Origin of the sequence: Acinetobacter nosocomialis NIPH 2119 (genome assembly GCF_000368085.1) — a bacterium.
GTDB lineage: Bacteria > Pseudomonadota > Gammaproteobacteria > Pseudomonadales > Moraxellaceae > Acinetobacter > Acinetobacter nosocomialis.
The window spans coordinates 98,845-117,680 of sequence record NZ_KB849239.1 but is presented as its reverse complement, the minus strand read 5'-3'; the positions used below and the strand labels follow the sequence as shown (position 1 = coordinate 117,680).

The window sequence follows — 18,836 nt, the reverse complement described above, 5'->3', positions numbered from 1 at the left end:
AAAAATATTTTTATTAAAGATAGCATTTTCGAGCATAAATAACATAAGAGTTTCGTATATTCAGGTTATAATCTGCCGCCAATGCGGAGACTTCATTTATGAGCAACTCAACTTCTACCCCAAATACCGGTTTAAGCTACAAAGATGCGGGTGTTGACATTGAAGCGGGCGACGCACTGGTCGATCGTATCAAGTCAGTCGCTAAACGTACAACTCGTCCAGAAGTAATGGGCGGACTTGGTGGCTTTGGTGCACTATGCAAAATTCCTAAAGGTTACGAAGAACCTGTTTTGGTTTCTGGAACTGACGGTGTAGGTACTAAATTACGTTTAGCACTTAACCTTAATCGTCATGACACAATCGGCCAAGATCTTGTCGCTATGTGTGTTAACGATCTTTTGGTTTGTGGTGCAGAACCATTATTCTTCCTCGACTATTATGCAACTGGTCACTTAAATGTAGACGTAGCTGCAAACGTAGTTACTGGTATCGGTAAAGGTTGTGAACTTGCAGGTTGTGCACTTGTAGGTGGTGAAACAGCTGAAATGCCTGGTATGTATGAAGGTGAAGATTACGATCTTGCTGGTTTTGCAGTGGGTGTTGTTGAGCAAAGCAAAATTATTGATGGCTCTAAAGTAAAATCTGGTGATGTACTTATTGGTGTTGCATCAAGTGGTGCTCACTCAAATGGTTATTCATTACTACGTAAAATCCTTGATGTTAAGAATGTAGACTTAACTCAAGTGATTGATGGCCGTCCTCTTGCAGATGTCGCAATGGAACCAACACGTATTTATGTAAAACCAGTTCTTGAGCTTTGCAAACAAGTTGATGTGCATGCTATGGCACACATCACTGGTGGCGGTTTACCTGGTAACTTACCGCGTGTATTACCAAATGGTGCTCAAGCTGTCATTAATGAAGCTTCTTGGGAATGGCCAGAATTATTCAAACTTCTACAACGTGAAGGTAATGTAGAACGTTTTGAAATGTACCGTACCTTTAACTGTGGTGTAGGTATGGTGATTGCAGTTGACGCAAATGATGCAGAAAAAGCAATTGAAGTGCTTAATGCTCAAGGTGAAAAAGCTTGGAAAATCGGACATATCCAAGAAAATGCTGAATCAGTGGAAGGTGCAGACGAAAAAATTCGTGTGATCTTTGAATGATGAAAATTGCTGTTCTAGTCTCTGGGAACGGCAGTAACTTACAAGCCTTGATAGATGCACGTCTATCAGGGCAAATTGTAGGTGTATTGTCCAATAAAGCCGATGCTTATGCCCTAGAGCGTGCTCAAAATGCCAATATCGCAACAGCGGTAATTTCGCATAAAGACTTTCCTAGTCGTGCCGATTTTGATGAAGCGATGCATCAGCAACTTATGGCATGGCAAGCTGATATCGTTATTTTAGCTGGCTTCATGCGTATTTTAACTGCAAACTTTGTCGATAAATGGCAAGGTAAAATGCTCAATATCCATCCTTCGCTATTACCTGCTTATAAAGGTGTTAATACACATCAGCGTGTATTAAATACGGGCGATCGATTGCATGGTTGTACAGTTCACTTTGTAACTTCTGAACTTGATGCTGGTCAAGCAATTGCTCAATCTGCAATTGAAGTCAAAGAACATGACAATGTTGCTTCTTTGGCAGAACGTGTACATAAACTTGAGCATTTTATTTATCCTCAAGTTGCAGAATGGTTATGTAATGGCCAGCTGACATGGAAAGATGGACAAGCCTATTTCCGTAATCAAATTCTTGAACACCCTATTCGTTTTGCATCTTGGTAAAAGATTTGCTCAACGTAAGTAAAAAAAGGACATGCATGCATGTCCTTTTTTTATAAAAGTCTTATTAGCGTGAATTGCTATGAATAAGCTTCTTAATATAATTCACTGTATCAATTGGATGCTCTAGAGGGAACATATGCCCTCCTTCAACCACACTAAATGGAATTCCCATTTTACGCTTTGCCATTTGAGGAAAACCTCTTTTTAAGAAGGCACTCTCTTTACCCACGACTAGATGTACAGGCATTTTCGGTTTTGGCATAGGTAGCCACCACCAAGAAGGATTTTTACGGAATATCGCAACTTCATCTTCACGAGAAATAGTTAAAGTAACACCGCCACGAACTGGATCTTCTTTTAAAGCATAGTCAATATAGGCTTGAAAGCAGTCTTCATCAAAGTCTTTATAAAAACCTTTTGGACGTAACAATGCAGCGGCTTGCTCACGAGACTCCCAATGCTCACGACGACGTGCAGATAAACCCGCAGGTGTCATGTCATCGACTATTTTAGGTTTAAATAATTTTGCCATATGAAAAGCAAAAGAGTATCGACCCAAAATAAGAGGCGGATCTAGCATAATTACTTGTGAAAAAAGCTCAGGGCGTTTAAAAGATGCCATTAAGGTTAAAACTGAACCTAACGAATGACCAAGTCCAATCACCTTGCGCCCCTTCGCTTGGCGTACAATACTATCAATCACCTGATCAACCAAAAAAGGCCAGTGATTGGTAATCGGATAACGTTTGTCAGGCCCAATGAGTGGAACATAAATTACGTCATACTCATCTTTTAATTGATCAAACAACTTTTGATACACCTTAGACGGCACGCCATTGGCATGCGCAAAGTGTATAACCGGTTTTACTGACATACCGTTATCCTGATTTAAATTATTGTAGCTTTGCGTCTTGGCTCGTCTGTAAACGTTGAGCAACTGACTCACTTAAACCTTTACCCATTTCTGCTCCCATTCGACCTAAAATAGATTGCAGTGGATTACGTTCAATTGTGTAGTCAACTTTATTATCAAGCTTCAGTTCACGCATCAAGCTCGTAATGTTACCTGAGCGGTCAGCGACACCCAACTGGATTGCTTGCTCGCCAGTCCAGAAAAGACCTGAGAAAATAGCAGGATCATTTGATTTTAAGCGTTTCCCGCGTCCTTCTTTCACTGCATTAATAAAATGAGTATGGACATTATCGAGTACAGATTGAATATGCTCTCGTTGTACAGGATTAATCGGTTTTGTCATACTTAAAATGTCTTTATTGGTGCCCGCTGTCAAAGTACGGTCTTCAATTCCAAGTTTTTGAGCTAAACCAGTAATGCCATAGTTCGGCATAATGACACCAATTGAGCCTACCAAACTTGATGGATTCACAATAATTTCATCAGCCGCAGAAGCAATATAATAAGCACCTGAAGCACCCATATCGCCAATCACTGCATAGACTTTCTTGTCAGGATGTTCTTTTTTCAAATAGCGAATTTCTTGCCAAATTTCATCCGACTGAACAGGAGAACCGCCAGGAGAATTAATATTAAGTGCAATTGCTTTGCTATTTGAAGCTTCAAAGGCGCGTTTAAGCGCTTTATTCGTATCTTCACTATTTACTGCTTGATTGCTTGAAGCATCAATGGTTCCAACAATATCAACCACAGCCAGATGAGCACTGCTACTACTTGCTGCTGAGCCTTCTTTGCTGGTCGAACAACCTTTGCCCATTAACACAACAATGAACAATAGATAAATAAAAGTAAGTGTTTTAAAGAATATACCCCAGCGACGACTACGGCGTTGTTCTTCTACAGAAGCCAGCACAGCTTTCTCAAGGATTTGCCATTCCGGTCCGTTCTGTTTAGAGGTTATAGGTTCATTTTGTGGTTTTGGTGGCCAATCGGACATAAAATTCCAATCCAAATCAATCGAAATGATGTCATTATATACGTTGATTTGATAAAAACTGTCTAAATAATATGATTTCATTTATAATATTTTTGTCTTTTTTTACTTGTTGTTTCCTCCTTACTGCTATAGATGACCAGACCAGATTCAAAAAGCATGAACTATCAATTACTCAAAACATTTAGCCGACTACCTATTCAATTTGGGCGTTCTATTGCTCGTCTATTGGCTGGCCTTGTAAATACTTTAAAAATTACTAAAACTTCAAAAAGTATAGAGCTTAACTTAAGAATTGCACTGCCCCACTTAACACCACAGCAACGTATAGCAATTACAGAAAAAGCTGTACGTAATGAATTAACCTCATATTTCGAGTTTTTAAGTATCTGGGGTTCATCTAATGAAGAGAATATTGCTCGTATCCATCGGATAGAAGGCGAACAATACTTTCACGATGCTTTAGCAGCAAAAAAAGGTGTTGTACTCATTGTTCCTCATTTTGGCACTTGGGAAGTCATGAATGCATGGTGTGCTCAGTTCACAGCAATGACTATTTTATATAAACCAGTGAAAAATGATGATGCTGACCGTTTTGTACGAGAAGCTCGCAGTCGTGAACAAGCAAATCTAGTCCCGACCGATGAAACTGGTGTAAGACAAATTTTTAAAGCACTCAAACAAGGTGAAACTACAGTAATTTTGCCAGATCATACTCCGAACATTGGGGGAGATATGGTGAACTATTTTGGTGTGCCACTTGCTTCAAGTAATTTAAGTGCAAAACTCATCCAGAAGACTAAGGCAAAAGCTTTATTCCTTTATGCGATCCGTAATGAAAATGATGGTTTTACCATGCATATCGAACCAATGGATGAGAAGATCTATGAAGGAACTGCAGACGATGGTACTTATGTCATCCATCAGGCAATTGAGCAACTCATCCATAAATATCCAGAACACTATCACTGGAGCTATAAACGCTTTAAAGCAAACCCAGCTTTAGACAATGTTTATAATATTGACCCTGCAGAAGCGATTAAAACCGTGAATAGGCTCAAGGCTGAAGCTTTAGGGAACTCTACGCAACCAGAGGCGCTCAAAACGTCGGTTGTGTAAAACTATTTTTTGGTTTTCCAAAACAAAACTTAACGTTCCTTGCTCTACTGTACTTTTAAGCGGGATATGAAGGGCTTTTAAACGATTGATAACCTCTTGGCTTGGATGGCCATAACGGTTATCAAACCCTGCCGATGCAATTGCCAGTTTTGGTTTTAGGGTTGCTAAAAAATCATAAGCCGAACTGTGCTTGCTTCCATGATGGCCTAATACCAAAACATCTACTTTTAAACTTGGATAGTCTTCTAACAATTCGTATTCTGCCTCCCATCCAGCGTCTCCCATAATCAGAAAATTTTGGTAATCACTAATTCCTTTAAAATGCAGATATACCACACAGGAATATTGATTCTGTTCAGAATGGACAAAAGCCAAATCTTTTTCTTTAGGCCATAAAATTTGAATATCTAACTCAGGATATTGCCATTGTTGACCTTGATGACAATACTGAAATGGCTGCTTTAGAGTAGTGGAAGATTGCTCATTTGAGAGAACCTGCTTTATAGGAATCTCCTGCTGAATGAAAGGAAAAGCCCCACTATGATCTTGATCAAGATGAGAGAGCACAACACGATCTAATCGCTTCACTCCTTGTTGGCGTAAGAATGGAACTACAACATTTTGACCAATACTAAAGATCTTTTCATCATAAGAACCACCTGTATCAATTAGCCAGTTTTGTTCAGGCTGCTGCAAGAAAATAGCCTGCCCCTGCCCAACATCTAAAATATGAAGTTGAATTGGTTGGTTCGTTTTATTCACAACAATGAGAGGTAAACAACAGAGCATTCCCCATGTTTTTGGCAAAATGCCTTTAGGCAAAAATAAAATAAGGATGCCTAAACTCACTGCGAATAAAGCCAGTGGCGTCAAGCTTATACCTTGTAGTGGTAAAGACAGTTTTTCTAATAAGCCTAAACAACTCAGCAATATACTGAGCAAGATATCATTGAAATAAAAAAGCATGTTTCCAAATGGTTTGACAATAAACCATGTACAAGCAGCCAGAATATTTAAAGGAACAATAATCCCACCAACGATAGGCACCGCAACAATATTGGTTAATGGAGCAATCCAAGAAATTTGTTGAAAGAAAAGTAAGGTTAAAGGACTCAATGCAATAAAGATTTTGCCTTGAGACTCAATTAACACCTTAGTCATAAAAATCATTTTCGAGCGTAAGCTTAAAAAATGTTGATCAGGTATTTGAACTATAGTTTGATAAATTCTTAATAAAATAAAACATGCCCCATAAGACAACCAAAACCCTGCAGACAAGACACTAAACGGGTCCATGAGTAATAATAAACTTGCGCTGTATATGAGCAATACAAATGGTTTAAGAGGTTGTTTTAATAATATAAAAGAAATAAATATAAAGACTGACAACAATGTTCTTAGTGCAGGAATTTCGAAACCCACAAAAGCTGTATAAATTAAAACACCGAAACAGCATGGTATAGCCATCAAAACTTGTTTGGGTTTCCATAAGTAAATTTGAGGATAATAACGGCAGATGACTTGATGACAGGACCAAGACAACATAATGGCAAAAATAAGTACATGTGGCCCTGAAATCGCTAACAAGTGAGCAATTCCCAATTGTTTAAATTGTATTTGGGTCTCATCTGATAAAAGGCTTTCATCACCAGTCAGCAAAGCTAAAATTAGTCCTTTTTGTTGTAGTGAAGAATTTTCCAATAGATGTCTAAAAGTTAAGCGCAGCTTTTCTATATTTATTTGAAATCTATTAAAAAAGGACTGCTGTTCTCTTGAATGCTGTTGATATCCCAATCGATAAATTTCATCAAGGCTTAAAGGCTCAATATACTGAACAATAAAACCAGACATTATATTTCGCTGAATAAACCACTTTTCCTGATCAAAAGCTCCTGCTGTGGCGTAACTATGAGCAGGTTTTGTTTTTCCAGATAGTCGATAGTAATGGCCTAATTGAAGTTCTTGATTGCTCTTCAACATACTTTGATTATCATTTTTTAAATACAGTAGCCAATTTACCGGATCTTTAGATAGGTTTAATACTTGAGCACTTTGTTGAACTTTATTGTCTTTTTCTTCACTTAGTTGATTTATATAAACAATAATATCGAGATTTTTTGAATCCATTTCTCTTTGTTGTAAGCGTTCGACCAACGCATTCTCGGCATATTGATACCCCACAACAAAAAGGCTGGCTGCACATAACAAAGAATACATTGCCTTTAAAAATGGTCGGCTAACGAATACTGAGCGTTTAAAAAGATAGAAAATAAAAGCAAGTAACAGCAGAGCTTTGCCTACTTTTCCATATTGCATAATTAAAGGTAAATTAATGCCCATCAATGCAATACCACCAACCCACCCCAATAAAATAATTTTAAACATTTAAAATCTTGTCGTTATCATTTTAGGGGCAAAATTAAAGCCCAACTCAGTGGGCTTTAACAATGTGATTTAATGACAATTTTTTAAGAACCGCTTACCCACAAACCATCTTCCATATGCAAGATAGAATCTGCTGCCTGAGCTAATTGCTCATCATGGGTCACAATGAGCATCGCCATATTTAGTTCTTTCTTCAAGTCGGTAAGTAATTGGAAAATACCTACAGCTGTTTTACGGTCCAAATTACCGGTTGGTTCATCAGCTAAAACGACCGCAGGCTTAGTCACCAATGCTCGAGCAAGAGCCACACGTTGACGTTCACCACCAGAAAGTTCACCTGGTTTATGGTCCATACGATGAGATAACCCAACTCGATCTAACAAATACTCAGCCTGAGCCTTAACCGACTTATATTGACTGTCCGCTCGAAGCATTAAAGGCATTGCCACATTTTCAAGCGCACTAAATTCAGGCAATAAATGGTGAAACTGGTAAACGAAACCTAAATACTGATTACGTTGAAAACCACGTTCTGCTTCACCTAAGTTATCAAAGCGCTGACCATTTAAAAAGACTTGGCCTTGAGTCGGTTGATCTAAGCCACCGAGTACATGTAACAAAGTACTTTTACCTGAACCACTTGCACCAACAATAGAGACAAACTGTCCTGCTTCAACTTGTAAAGAAAGACCTTTAATGACTTCAACCTTAGATTTACCATCATCAAAATGCTTATAAATATCTTTTGCTTCTAGAACGACTTTACTCATAACGCAATGCCTCGGCAGGTTGAACTTTGGCTGCACGAAGCGCCGGATAAATTGTTGCCAAGAAACTTAAGAGTAAAGAAACAATCACGATAATTGTCACGTCTTGCCATCTTAAGTACGAAGGTAAGTAATGTACAAAATAGGCATCGAACAAATTAAGTCCAAGAACATTATTAAACCAAGAAATAATATCACTGATCGTAAGTGCCAAAATTACACCTAAAACCGTGCCCGCAACTGTACCAATCACACCAATCACTGTACCTTGCACCATAAAGATTTTAGTAATCATGGATGGTGACGCACCTAAAGTACGTAAAATTGCAATGTCCGATTTTTTGTCAGTTACCACCATGACCAAAGAAGAAACAATGTTAAATGCAGCAACCACAATAATCAGTACAAGTAATAAACCAACTAATGTTTTTTCCATTTGAATGGCATTAAACAAATTACCGTGTGTATAGGTCCAGTTCGTTGCGTAGAAATTGCTTGGCAAGTTTTTCACAATATCATCGGCAACTTGAGGTGCTGCAAAAATATCATCCATTTTTAAACGGACGCCTTGAGCACCATCAGGTAAACGCAATAAAGTCGATGCATCATATAAAGCAATGTATCCGACCATTGAGTCCACTTCAGCACCTACGCTGAAAATACCCACCACTTTAAAGCGCTTAAAACGAGGCACAACACCTGCTGGTGATGGCGTTGCTTCTGGTAATACTAATGTCACACTGTCATTTAGACGTAAACCAAGTGAATCGGCCATGTCTTTACCAAGCACAATACCAAACTCACCCTTTTTAAGTGAGTCGAGGCTACCGGCAACAATATGATTTTGAATGATAGATACATTCTTTTCATATTTCGGATCAATACCCGTCACCATGATACCAGCCACTTGCCCTTGAGCAGTTAACATACCTTGTAATTGAGTAAAAGGTGCAACTCCAGTCACATGGGGATGATTTTCAACTCGTTTAATCAGCTCAGGCCAATCCGTAAGAATTTGCGTTGAAGAAACTGTCGCTTGCGGTACCATTCCCAAAACACGATTTTTCAATTCGCGGTCAAAACCGTTCATTACAGAAAGTACCGTGATCAGTACAGCGACACCAAGTGTCAAACCGACCATCGAAACCAATGCAATAAAAGAAATAAAATGATTACTGCGTCGTGCGCGAGTATATCTCAACCCTATATACAGTGAGATTGGTTTAAACATACCTTCTAAATCCAAGGTCATTGATGGAAAATAGAGAAGTGCGATCCACACTTCTTATTTAGCCATATCGTTAGATGCTGTATTAAGGTTTAAAAATCAGTAAGTTCTGACCTACCCTTAACAATCCTAATATTATATTGCTGCGCTATTTTCTACTACTTAAGATATGAGATCAATTTGATCATGCATTTAGCTACGAATTAGAACAATTTAATGAATAAGCTCAACAAATTACCCTCATCTTCTCCTATTTAGATTTAATATGTTGGGCAAAATTACGGTTTGCTTGAATGTCTTTATAGAAATACAGGAATAGACCAAACAAGATAATAAATGCCCCCACAAAAACCATCATTGAAAGATGTTCATGGTTTAAAACAGCACCAATCATCATAGCTAACATAGGCGTAATAACGGTTGTAAGCGATAAAGTAGTTGCTTTGATATTTTGTACAAGTTTGAAATAACAGAACATAGCAACGAGTGAAGCCATAAGAACTGTATAAATTAGAGCAAATAAGGATTTAGCTTGCGGCAAATGGGTCGGAGCATATTGCCAAATAAATGGAATAAGACAGCTCGCCAAAAGCGATGAGACCAAGATTGAACCTGTTGCCTGAGCCATAGGTTGAATTTGGGCATTCACTTTTTTTACCCAAAAAATAGAAAATGAATAAACAAAAACACTGATCAACATTAAAACAATGCCAAATGGATGCACGTGCTGACCAGATCCATTCAAACAAATGATTGCTAGACCACAAACGGCAATCGCCATACCAAGCCACTGCAATTTATAAAGATGCTGACCAAAAGCAAAACGGCCAATTAATCCAGCCATGATAGGCGCCAGACCAAACATGAGTGCGATCATGCCTGAACTTAAATATTGAGTTGCAGCATAAGTAAAAATTTGAGAGCCAATCAAACTAAAAGACCCTGCAAAATAACTATGGAGAGCTTGCTTATGAGTGGGAAAAGAAGTTTTTAGAATAAGTAAAACAATAACCGAAAGAGGTAAAGCAATATAAAAACGTAGTAGTAAGGCCCACATGACATGTAAGTCAGACACGCTCCATACAATGGCTAAAGGTGTCGTTGCCCAAATAAATACAAGCAAGACATAAGTTGAAGCCAAGTTGGTCTGGGATGGCATAAGAAGCTCACTAAGCAGTTTTACGTTTTTGCTTTAAAATTGTTTGGTCGAGTGCACTGGAAAATTCACGCTTATCACGTTCTGAAATTGGAGGAGGACCACCTGTCTGGACTCCAGCACCACGCAGCGTGTCCATAAAGTCACGTAAGTGCAATCGTGCCTTAACATTTGCAGTGGTATAAATCTCACCACGTGGATGAATCGCGATACCACCTTTTTCAATAACTTGAGCAGCAAGCGGAATATCTTGTGTAATTACAATGTCATTTTCAGACATACGATCAACGATTTCCTGATCGGCCTGATCAGCCCCACTTAAAACCTGTATTGATTTAATGCGTACCGATGGGGTAATGCCGACATTTTGATTGGCTACAAAAATCACTTCTAACTGATAACGATCTGAAGCTCGCAAAATGACTTCACGCAGAATTTTAGGTAATGCATCTGCGTCTACCCATAACTTAAATGGCAGCACGTTATTCTCTATTTCCACTAAAAATATAAGTCTAACAGATGCATTTCATTAGAGAATAGCGCTAAATATAAAACTTGTTTTCTAAATTTAATTTTAACAATCTCTTAACAGTCGACTAAATTCACTCTTAAAAGCACGTGTTTTGCCTATTGAAAGGCTTTTTAATAAGTAAATATGTGCTTTTGCAAGAGAATTTACATATGTTGACTTGAAAAATAGCAATTACCCTCGATTTAATATAACAAGTGAGATAAACCCAACATCAATCGTACTTATGAAAAATCAAAACAGTCCAGAAGTTATTACGGTAAACGACCAAAATTTTGGTAGTCATGGCGAGCATTGGAATCTACTGACCGCCCATCCAGAGACAGATGTACCAAAATGGCTTGGACTGGCGCTTGATGCTCCTGTAATGCCAATGGGTTTATGCCAAAGTGAAGATGAAATGGATCAATCTTTTTGGCTGATTCAAGGTCCTCAAGGGCAAAATGTCACCATTAACCAAATTATTGCAGTTGAAAATCAAAAGCCTCGTGCTTTAAAAACAGCATTTCCTAGTTTTGAAAGCCCGTATCAATATAATGCACAAATTGAACGCATCATTACTTGTGATTCAGCAACTCAGGCAGTATTAAGTTTAAGATTAAATAAAAATACGACTGTTTATGCATTTGATAATTTATTTAGTGTTAATCGTTGTCAATATGACAAAACCCAAACTTACCAAGTTCAATTTAATGCATGGGCTTATGAATTAGAGTCCGTCCCTGCCGGCGAAACAATTGTTGTAGATGATCCGGCATCAATTAAGCATCACCGTGCGTTAAATGCAATTTTAACTGAAAATAATGGTATTGCACCTGAAAACCTACAAGAACTCATTAATGAATGGCAACCAAAAACTGAGGAAGATCAACAACCTGTGACGGTTGATTTTTCAAAAATGGTTGCATATTTATATGGGGAAAATCTTGGTCAAGAAGACGAAGCATGGTTCCAAGGTAATATTGTCGGTAAAACTTCAATGACATTTATGGGTGCAGAATATACCCTTTACGATGTCACTTTAGTTTTAGAAGACAATCTTCCTGCCATATTAGTGCGCATCGCGACTCAAAATGATTTGTACAAAAACTTTAATATTGGTGAATATATTCGCGGTAATATCTGGATTCAGGCGAATATTTATGCTAAAAATAGTGAAACTAATTGAATTTCACTAATATTTTAAAAATTAGGCTATTGAATGAAGATTATACCTGAACAAACCACCAGCCTCATTCAAACTAGTAACCCACGTATAAGGGTCGATACTGGTGCGTTTTGCTTTTTCATTTTAGGTATGTTCTTAGCTGCGATGATGATACATCAATTTGGTTTTATGCCTTTTTAATTAATAAATTATATAAAAATAAAGCCCTCTTTTTGAGGGCTTTATTTTTTTGATTTACTTAACCATTACGTTTAGCAAAATCATCCATAAAGCGAATAAGTGCTTGCACGCCTTCTAATGGCACAGCGTTATAAATACTTGCACGCATACCCCCAACTGAGCGGTGACCGGCCAAGTTCAATAAATGATTTTCTTCAGCTTCTTTCAAGAATTGCTTTTCTAAAGCTTCATCTGCCAACGTGAATGGTACATTCATAATTGAACGGTTTGGAATAGCAATCGGGTTATTATAAAAATCGCTTGAATCGATATAACCATAAAGTAACTGAGCTTTTTCAAGGTTAACTTTATGAATAGCGTCTACCCCACCCTGCTCTAGTAACCATTCGAATACTAAACCAGACAAGTACCAAGCATAAGTTGATGGTGTATTTACCATAGAACCATTTTTCGCTTGGTCACCATATTTTAAAATGCTTGGAATTTCTGGCTTAGCTTGGTCAAGTAAATCATCACGAACAATAACGATTGTTAAACCAGCAGGACCAATATTTTTTTGTGCGCCGGCATAAATTAAACCAAACTTGGTCACATCTAATGGAGCTGATAAAATACTTGATGAATAGTCGCATACAAGTGGCGCTTTAACATCAGGAATACCTGCAAACTGTAATCCGCCAATTGTTTCGTTATCTGCATAATGAACATATGCTGCATCGTCAGACAAGTTCCATTCGCTTTGATCAGAGATGGCGAACTTACCATCTACTTTAATACCTGCTTCTACAGTATTAATATCGCCATAGCGTTTTGCTTCTTTTAACGCTTTTTCAGACCAAATTCCTGTATGGATATAATCTGCTTTGTTATTTTTACCAAGCAGGTTTAAAGGAATTGCTGAAAATTGTAATGACGCGCCACCTTGTAAAAACAGCACTTTATAGTTTTCAGGAATATTCATAAGCTTACGCAAATCTGCTTCAGCTTTTTCAGCTACGGCAACATAGTCAGCACTACGATGACTCATTTCCATGATGGATAGACCTTTACCTTGCCAATCCAACAACTCTTTTTGAGCTTTTTCTAAAACGGCAGTAGGTAATGCAGCAGGACCAGCACAGAAATTGTACGCGCGCATGATTTTTCCCTTGTAAAGTGAAACACAATAAAAAAAGGCATTTAACCACAGATTGCTTAAGCTTGCAGCAGCTTCTCTAGTAAATATTTCAATGCTAGGGCGTATTTAGGTTTATTTTTTCAATAACTATTTTATTTATTTCTTTGCTTTCACTTATTTTTTTATAAGTTTTATTAAATAAAGTTCAACTTGACTTGTTAATCGAGTTCCCCATACTGTGAGGAATATATAAAGTTTGCTGTATGATTTTCCGTCAAGCAAAATAAACTCAAAATCATTTTGTGCTTTTATACAATTGTATAATAAACAATATGATAATTGAATTTAATAACAAGAAATTTAAACTATAAGGGATGATCAAAAATTGTTATATAAAATGCCAACACATCAGTATCGACAGTCAATACGCCCTTTTTTCTTTAAACCCAATTACCTTGCGTTGGTATTGGGAGTATTTATTGCAACGCCTATTTATGCACAAAGCTTAAGTTATGCTGAAGCAGAACAACAAGCTTTAAAAAGCTCGTATAGCACTCAAGCCAACCAAGCTTTACAACAAGCCTCTCAATTAGAAGCCGAAGCAGTAAAAGGTTTAGGCTTACCCAGAGTTGATTTAAACGTTAGAGCATACGCGTTTCATAGTGAAACAGATGTGCCACTTAGTGGTTTTAAGCAAAAACTTGAGAATGATTTAAGCCAAGGATTAAACGACAAATTGTCTCAGTGGAACAATGTCATTCCATCAGATGTTTTAGGACAAGTTCAAGAAGGTTCAAACCAAATCATCCATGATGGAATCAATCGTTTTCCTAACTACGCTAATTTGACTGTAGAAGACCAAGTGGTTCGCCCATCTATTTCAGTTGTGATGCCAATCTATACAGGAGGCTTGACGACTAGTGCAAAGAAAATAGCTAATATTCAAGCTCAACGTTCCGAGCTTTCAAGCCAACAACAGCAAGACATACAGCGCTTCGAAGTCGTACAAAGTTACTTTAATGTGCAATTACAACAACAACTGGTCGCGAGTAGCTTATTTAACTTTAATGCAATGCAAAAACATTACAGCAACGCGCTAAAGCTCGAACAGCAAGGTTTTATTAGTAAAGGACAACGCATGCAATTTGAAGTTGCCCGTAACAATGCCGAACGAACTTTACAAAATGCTCAAGCAAATCTGAATGCTAGCCAATTCAGTTTAAACAATCTTCTTCATCAGCAAAGTAATCCTGATTTGAGTACTCCTCTTTTTGTAAATACAGTTCGTAGCCAATCTTTAGAAGCACTGCTAAGTAGTTACGCTCAAAAATCGAGCCTTGTGCAAAAAATGCAGTTAGACATCCAATTGGCTAATGCGAATATTCAGGCTCAACAAGCAGCTAAAAAGCCAAGCCTCTTTGCTTTTGGTGAATATTCACTCGATGAAAATGAAAACTGGATTGTAGGTGTCATGGCAAAATACAATCTGTTTTCTGGCGTAGATAAAAATAAGAATATTCATGCTGCCGAGTTAAAACGTTATGCCTCAGAACTCATGACTGAACGAACTAAACAAGAGATTGAAGCTTTATTGAATAAGTCTTATAACGAGCTCAATTCAGCGCAGCAAAGTCATACCTTACTTCAAAGAAATATCAATGCAGCTCAAGAAAACTTACGTATTCAGGAGCTTTCTTTCCGTGAAGGTATGGGAACAGCCACACAAGTCATTGACGCGCAAAATGCGTTAAGTGCTTTAAAAACAGAAATGGCTTTAAATGCTTATAAATATGTCATGTCGCTCGCAACGCTATTGCAAAGCCATGGTTCTATGGACCAGTTTAAAGCTTATGTGACTCAACCACACACCGACTATATCCGCTAATGGGGGCATAACATGAATCAAGACTCAGCTCATTCAGAACAAAATTCTCCTGTTGCGGATACGGCAGAAACTAACCAAAATCAGCAGAACACTCAAACCGACAATGCGCAAGAAGTAAAAACGAGTAAAAGTTCTCAACCGCCTAAAAGTTCAAAAATTAAACTAATTATTGCGGTGGTCATTATTGCTCTATTAGGGCTAATCATTTTCGGTTTATGGAAAAGTTATCAACCTAAGCCTATTCAGTTACAAGGCAGAGTTGAGGCTGAAACGATTCACGTCAGTACTAAAGTTCCAAGTCGTATTGAAGAAATTTATGTGCAAGAAGGCCAAAAAGTTTCTAAAGGACAACCTCTGGTTCGTTTAGTCAGCCCAGAAATTGAAGCTAAAAAGCAGCAAGCTTTAGCTACACTACAATCAGCTTTAGCTTTTCAGTCTACTGTAGACCGTGGTTCGCAGCAGGAAAATATTGATACTCTTTATGCCAACTGGCAAAGTATGAAAGCTCAAGCGAACCTTGCAAAAACCACTTATCAACGTGGTGAAAATTTATATAGACAAGGTGTTATTTCTCGTCAAAGACGAGATGAGATGTTAGCTGCACAGACCTCTGCTCAAGAGTTAAGTGAAGCAGCTTATCAACAATATGCACGAGCAAAGCGCGGAAGTACCAGTCAGCAGAAATCTACGGCAGATGCACAAGTTGATATTGCCAAAGCAGCAGTCAGCGAAGCTCAAGCACTTGAGGCAGAAACCCGCCTACTCGCTCCTATTTCAGGTACAGTTTCAAAAACTTATGGCAAACCTTCTGAACTCGTTGCGATGGGTGTACCGGTTGTCAGCATTTTAGAAGATGATGATTTGTGGGTGAGTTTAAATGTCGGTGAAAATCAGTACGCTTCTGTTTATAAAAACAAAACGCTAGAGGGATTCATTCCTGCGCTGAACCAAACCGTAATGTTTAAAGTGAAAAATATTGATGCCGAAGGTGAATTTGCCACCATTAAAACCACACGTCAAACCGGCGGTTATGATATCCGTAGCTTTAAATTGCATTTGGTACCTGAGCGTCCTGTCAAAGATTTAAAAGTTGGCATGAGTGTTCTATTTAAAATTAAAGAAGAAAAATAAAGCATGTTTGCCAGTATATTACGTGAACTAAACTATCTAAGAAGCAATAAATGGGATTTGTGTATGGTGACACTCATCCCTGCTTTTATCATTTTTTTGTTTAGCAGCATGTTTTATGCAGGTAAGGCTGAACATTTACCTATCGCGATTATTGATCAGGATCAAAGTGAGCTGAGCCGCAATATTGAAAAGTATCTTTCGTTAAATCATACAGTAGATGTTAAAACAATTACTACAAGCTCGACCGAAGCTGAAAAACTACTCAATGAAACCAAAATTTGGGGCTATGTTTTTATTCCTGACGGCGCTGAAAAACGTTTTGTAAAAGCTCAAGACGCACAAATCAGTATTGCTTTTAATCAGTCATTTTTTAGCGTAGGAAATACGATTTCCTCAGCAATGCTAGTCAGTACACTCAATGCTTTAGCAGACTATGCAGGCCAGAGTTATCTTGCAAATAATATTCCTTATTTAGATGTCCCTACAGCACACGTCAAAATTTCAACCCTCTATAACCCAAGTATGAGCTATGAATTTTATTTAGAACCTTTCATGGTTCCTGCTGTTTTGCATCTATTACTCTGTTGTTGTGTGGCTTTTGCTATTGGACAAGAGCTTAAACGCGGCACATTAACCCAGTGGGTTAACCGTGAAAATTTTATTCGCGGCTTATTGGCTAAAAATTTACTTTATAGCTTTATTTTTTGTCTCTGGACTTGGTTATGGATGTTTTGGCTCGTTGAGATTCGCGGTTGGTTTGTCGCCGGTTCTCTCAGTTTCTTATTAGTTGCTCAGTTCTTGCTTTATTTTTCTTATGCACTCATTAGTAGTACTGTTATTTTAGCTACCAAAAATTTAAGTAAAACTTTTGGTTTTATTGCAGTATACGGCGGGTCTTCTTTAAGTTTTGCAGGGGTTACCCTACCTTTAAATAATGCACCGATTTTCACTAAATTTTGGTCTTTAATTATTCCATATACACCTTATGCAAAGCTCCAAACCGAACAATGGGTGATTGGAAGTCCACTTTTTATTTCAATGACGCCCTTTTTAATACTGATTGGCTACTGCCTTATTTATTTTATTTTGAGTTCCTTGCTGCTTAAAAAACTAGTTCGGGGGGCAGCGCAATGAAAGAGTTCTTAAAGGCTTATGCCCAAACGTTTAAAGATATTGTTGGTAACAGTTCGGTTTTCACGACACTGATTTTATCAGTCATTCTTTATAGCTTTTTTTATCCAACTGCTTATAAAGCTGAACGTGCCGAATCAATTCCAATTGTCGTGGTTGATGAAGAACAGAGTCTTTTAAGCTCTCAAATTATTGGACAAGCAAGCAATAGTCCGCACGTTAAAATTGTTAATGTGACTGCTAATTTTCTTCAAGCTGAGCAAATGGTTCGCGAGCAAAAAGCAGATGGTATTTTGCTTTTACCCAACAACTTAACCCAGAGCCTACGCCGCGGAGAAACTGGTGGGATTGGCTTGTACTTAAGTACAACCAACTTCTTAAAAACTAAAGAAATTGGGCTAGGTCTTGCTACATCTATTGAAGCTACATTAAAAGAATATGTTGAAAAATTTGGAGAGCGCACACATTTCCAACCAGCTCTTTCTATTCATCAGGTTCCTTTATTTAACCCCCTTTCAGGTTATGGAAGCTATATTTTTCCAGCAGTTGCAACACTCATTATTCACCAAACGATTGTATTAGGTTTAGCCATGCTGATTGCAAGCTACCGCGAACAGCATGAAAAAATTACTTCCATTCGCTTTGCTGGAATTTTTGCCAGCCTGTTTACTATTGGTTGTTTAAGCAGCTTTTATCTTTTTGGTTTTACCTTGTGGTTCAACGACTACCCACATGGTGGAAACTTTATTGGTTTACTCGTCGCGGTTCCTATTTTTATTAGTTGTGTGATTGGATTAGGCATGTTAGTTGGTTCACTTTTAGATATGCCTGAACGTGCCGGACATATTATTGTATTTAGTTCAGTTCCTCTTTTCTTATTAACTGGTACCGCATGGCCCCACCATGCCATGCCTGAATGGCTAGAATGGTTTGCTTGGTGCTTACCTTCTACACACGGTGTACAAATGTTTGTACAGCTTAATCAAATGGGTGTTCCTTTAAATGTTGTGATTCCTAAATTGATTTTTCTTGCAACAATTGGAATCATTTTTTTAATTATTGCTCATTCACGTTTAAAAAATTCCAAATAAATTTAAGGGCTCATAAATGTGCATAAATTATATTTTTATTTACTATAAAATCTTATAGTTAAAACTTATTTCTTAAATAATTGACCAAAAAAATCTAAAAAAACAAATGAATTCAAAGTATTAATTTGTATCAATTGTCATGAAACCTTAAGAAAACTTTAAGTTGAAATTAAGAAATTTTCTCCATAGTAATTAGTATAGTTTTTCAGCAGCTACGCAGAGTATTCTGTAATCCTGCCTATGACGG

General features: G+C 37.7%; 17 protein-coding genes and 1 pseudogene. 10 read left to right on the top strand and 8 right to left on the bottom strand.

The genetic code is table 11. The features are described from left to right. Positions 1-98 precede the first annotated feature (98 nt). Both purM and purN read left to right on the top strand, forming a co-directional pair. A complete protein-coding gene (purM, locus tag F984_RS04675; protein WP_000071984.1) occupies positions 99-1,169 on the top strand; it encodes a phosphoribosylformylglycinamidine cyclo-ligase in 1,071 nt (356 codons plus the stop codon). Next, complete coding sequence (purN, locus tag F984_RS04670) at positions 1,166-1,795, top strand: phosphoribosylglycinamide formyltransferase (RefSeq protein ID WP_002052470.1); 630 nt, start codon at positions 1,166-1,168, stop codon at positions 1,793-1,795. Before purM ends, purN begins: the two co-directional genes overlap by 4 nt. Positions 1,796-1,859: 64 nt before the next feature. Here the strand turns inward: purN and F984_RS04665 are convergent, their stop codons facing one another. Together F984_RS04665 and sppA are read right to left on the bottom strand one after the other, a co-directional pair. Next, positions 1,860-2,669, bottom strand: coding sequence for an alpha/beta fold hydrolase (locus F984_RS04665; RefSeq protein ID WP_002052584.1), 810 nt, complete (start codon positions 2,667-2,669; stop codon positions 1,860-1,862). 19 nt (positions 2,670-2,688) lie between these two features. After that, complete coding sequence (gene sppA, locus F984_RS04660) at positions 2,689-3,705, bottom strand: signal peptide peptidase SppA (protein ID WP_002052797.1); 1,017 nt, start codon at positions 3,703-3,705, stop codon at positions 2,689-2,691. 132 nt (positions 3,706-3,837) lie between these two features. Here sppA and F984_RS04655 point away from each other — a divergent pair, with 132 nt between their 5' ends. Continuing rightward, positions 3,838-4,821 carry a lysophospholipid acyltransferase family protein gene (locus F984_RS04655; protein WP_004707465.1) on the top strand — a complete coding sequence of 328 codons (984 nt, stop codon included), beginning with the start codon at positions 3,838-3,840 and terminating at the stop codon, positions 4,819-4,821. Here F984_RS04655 and F984_RS04650 read toward each other — a convergent pair. The 3 genes from F984_RS04650 to F984_RS04640 form a co-directional block, all read right to left on the bottom strand. Then, positions 4,774-7,206: a DNA internalization-related competence protein ComEC/Rec2 gene (locus F984_RS04650; protein WP_004707462.1), complete on the bottom strand. Its 2,433-nt coding sequence runs from the start codon at positions 7,204-7,206 to the stop codon at positions 4,774-4,776. The genes F984_RS04655 and F984_RS04650 overlap by 48 nt on opposite strands. An 83-nt stretch (positions 7,207-7,289) precedes the next feature. Then, positions 7,290-7,976 carry a lipoprotein-releasing ABC transporter ATP-binding protein LolD gene (gene lolD, locus F984_RS04645; protein ID WP_004707461.1) on the bottom strand — a complete coding sequence of 229 codons (687 nt, stop codon included), beginning with the start codon at positions 7,974-7,976 and terminating at the stop codon, positions 7,290-7,292. Further along, positions 7,969-9,204: a lipoprotein-releasing ABC transporter permease subunit gene (locus F984_RS04640; protein WP_004707458.1), complete on the bottom strand. Its 1,236-nt coding sequence runs from the start codon at positions 9,202-9,204 to the stop codon at positions 7,969-7,971. Before F984_RS04640 ends, lolD begins: the two co-directional genes overlap by 8 nt. 137 nt (positions 9,205-9,341) lie before the next feature. Here F984_RS04640 and F984_RS23125 point away from each other — a divergent pair. After that, positions 9,342-9,422: pseudogene (locus F984_RS23125) on the top strand (PilZ domain-containing protein); the annotation flags it as partial. A gap of 29 nt (positions 9,423-9,451) precedes the next feature. Here F984_RS23125 and F984_RS04635 read toward each other — a convergent pair. Both F984_RS04635 and F984_RS04630 read right to left on the bottom strand, forming a co-directional pair. Beyond that, the gene (locus tag F984_RS04635) at positions 9,452-10,360 is read right to left on the bottom strand and encodes a DMT family transporter (protein ID WP_004707455.1); all 909 of its coding nucleotides are present in this window, start codon (positions 10,358-10,360) and stop codon (positions 9,452-9,454) included. A 10-nt stretch (positions 10,361-10,370) separates the two neighbouring features. Beyond that, on the bottom strand, positions 10,371-10,856 hold the full coding sequence (locus tag F984_RS04630) for a YaiI/YqxD family protein (RefSeq protein ID WP_079377047.1): 486 nt from the start codon (positions 10,854-10,856) through the stop codon (positions 10,371-10,373). A gap of 256 nt (positions 10,857-11,112) precedes the next feature. On the opposite strand from F984_RS04630, the gene F984_RS04625 reads away from it, so the two are divergent. Both F984_RS04625 and F984_RS22850 read left to right on the top strand, forming a co-directional pair. Further along, positions 11,113-12,054: a hypothetical protein gene (locus F984_RS04625; RefSeq protein WP_004707450.1), complete on the top strand. Its 942-nt coding sequence runs from the start codon at positions 11,113-11,115 to the stop codon at positions 12,052-12,054. 33 nt (positions 12,055-12,087) lie between these two features. Continuing rightward, entirely contained in the window at positions 12,088-12,234 is a 147-nt protein-coding gene (locus F984_RS22850; protein ID WP_000691793.1) for a hypothetical protein, read from the top strand. Positions 12,235-12,292: 58 nt separating this feature from the next. Here F984_RS22850 and serC read toward each other — a convergent pair whose 3' ends face one another. Beyond that, the gene (gene serC, locus F984_RS04620) at positions 12,293-13,372 is read right to left on the bottom strand and encodes a 3-phosphoserine/phosphohydroxythreonine transaminase (RefSeq protein WP_001203175.1); all 1,080 of its coding nucleotides are present in this window, start codon (positions 13,370-13,372) and stop codon (positions 12,293-12,295) included. A 376-nt stretch (positions 13,373-13,748) separates the two neighbouring features. Here serC and F984_RS04615 point away from each other — a divergent pair, with 376 nt between their 5' ends. Genes F984_RS04615 through F984_RS04600 form a run of 4 tightly spaced genes read left to right on the top strand, consistent with a single transcriptional unit; the run spans position 13,749 to position 18,589 of the window. Continuing rightward, a complete protein-coding gene (locus tag F984_RS04615) occupies positions 13,749-15,236 on the top strand; it encodes a TolC family protein (protein WP_004707447.1) in 1,488 nt (495 codons plus the stop codon). 12 nt (positions 15,237-15,248) lie between these two features. Next, complete coding sequence (locus F984_RS04610; protein WP_004707445.1) at positions 15,249-16,367, top strand: HlyD family secretion protein; 1,119 nt, start codon at positions 15,249-15,251, stop codon at positions 16,365-16,367. A 3-nt stretch (positions 16,368-16,370) separates the two neighbouring features. Next, positions 16,371-17,501 carry an ABC transporter permease gene (locus tag F984_RS04605; RefSeq protein ID WP_339328773.1) on the top strand — a complete coding sequence of 377 codons (1,131 nt, stop codon included), beginning with the start codon at positions 16,371-16,373 and terminating at the stop codon, positions 17,499-17,501. Continuing rightward, the gene (locus F984_RS04600; RefSeq protein ID WP_004707441.1) at positions 17,498-18,589 is read left to right on the top strand and encodes an A1S_2622 family ABC transporter permease subunit; all 1,092 of its coding nucleotides are present in this window, start codon (positions 17,498-17,500) and stop codon (positions 18,587-18,589) included. Before F984_RS04605 ends, F984_RS04600 begins: the two co-directional genes overlap by 4 nt. Positions 18,590-18,836 lie beyond the last annotated feature (247 nt).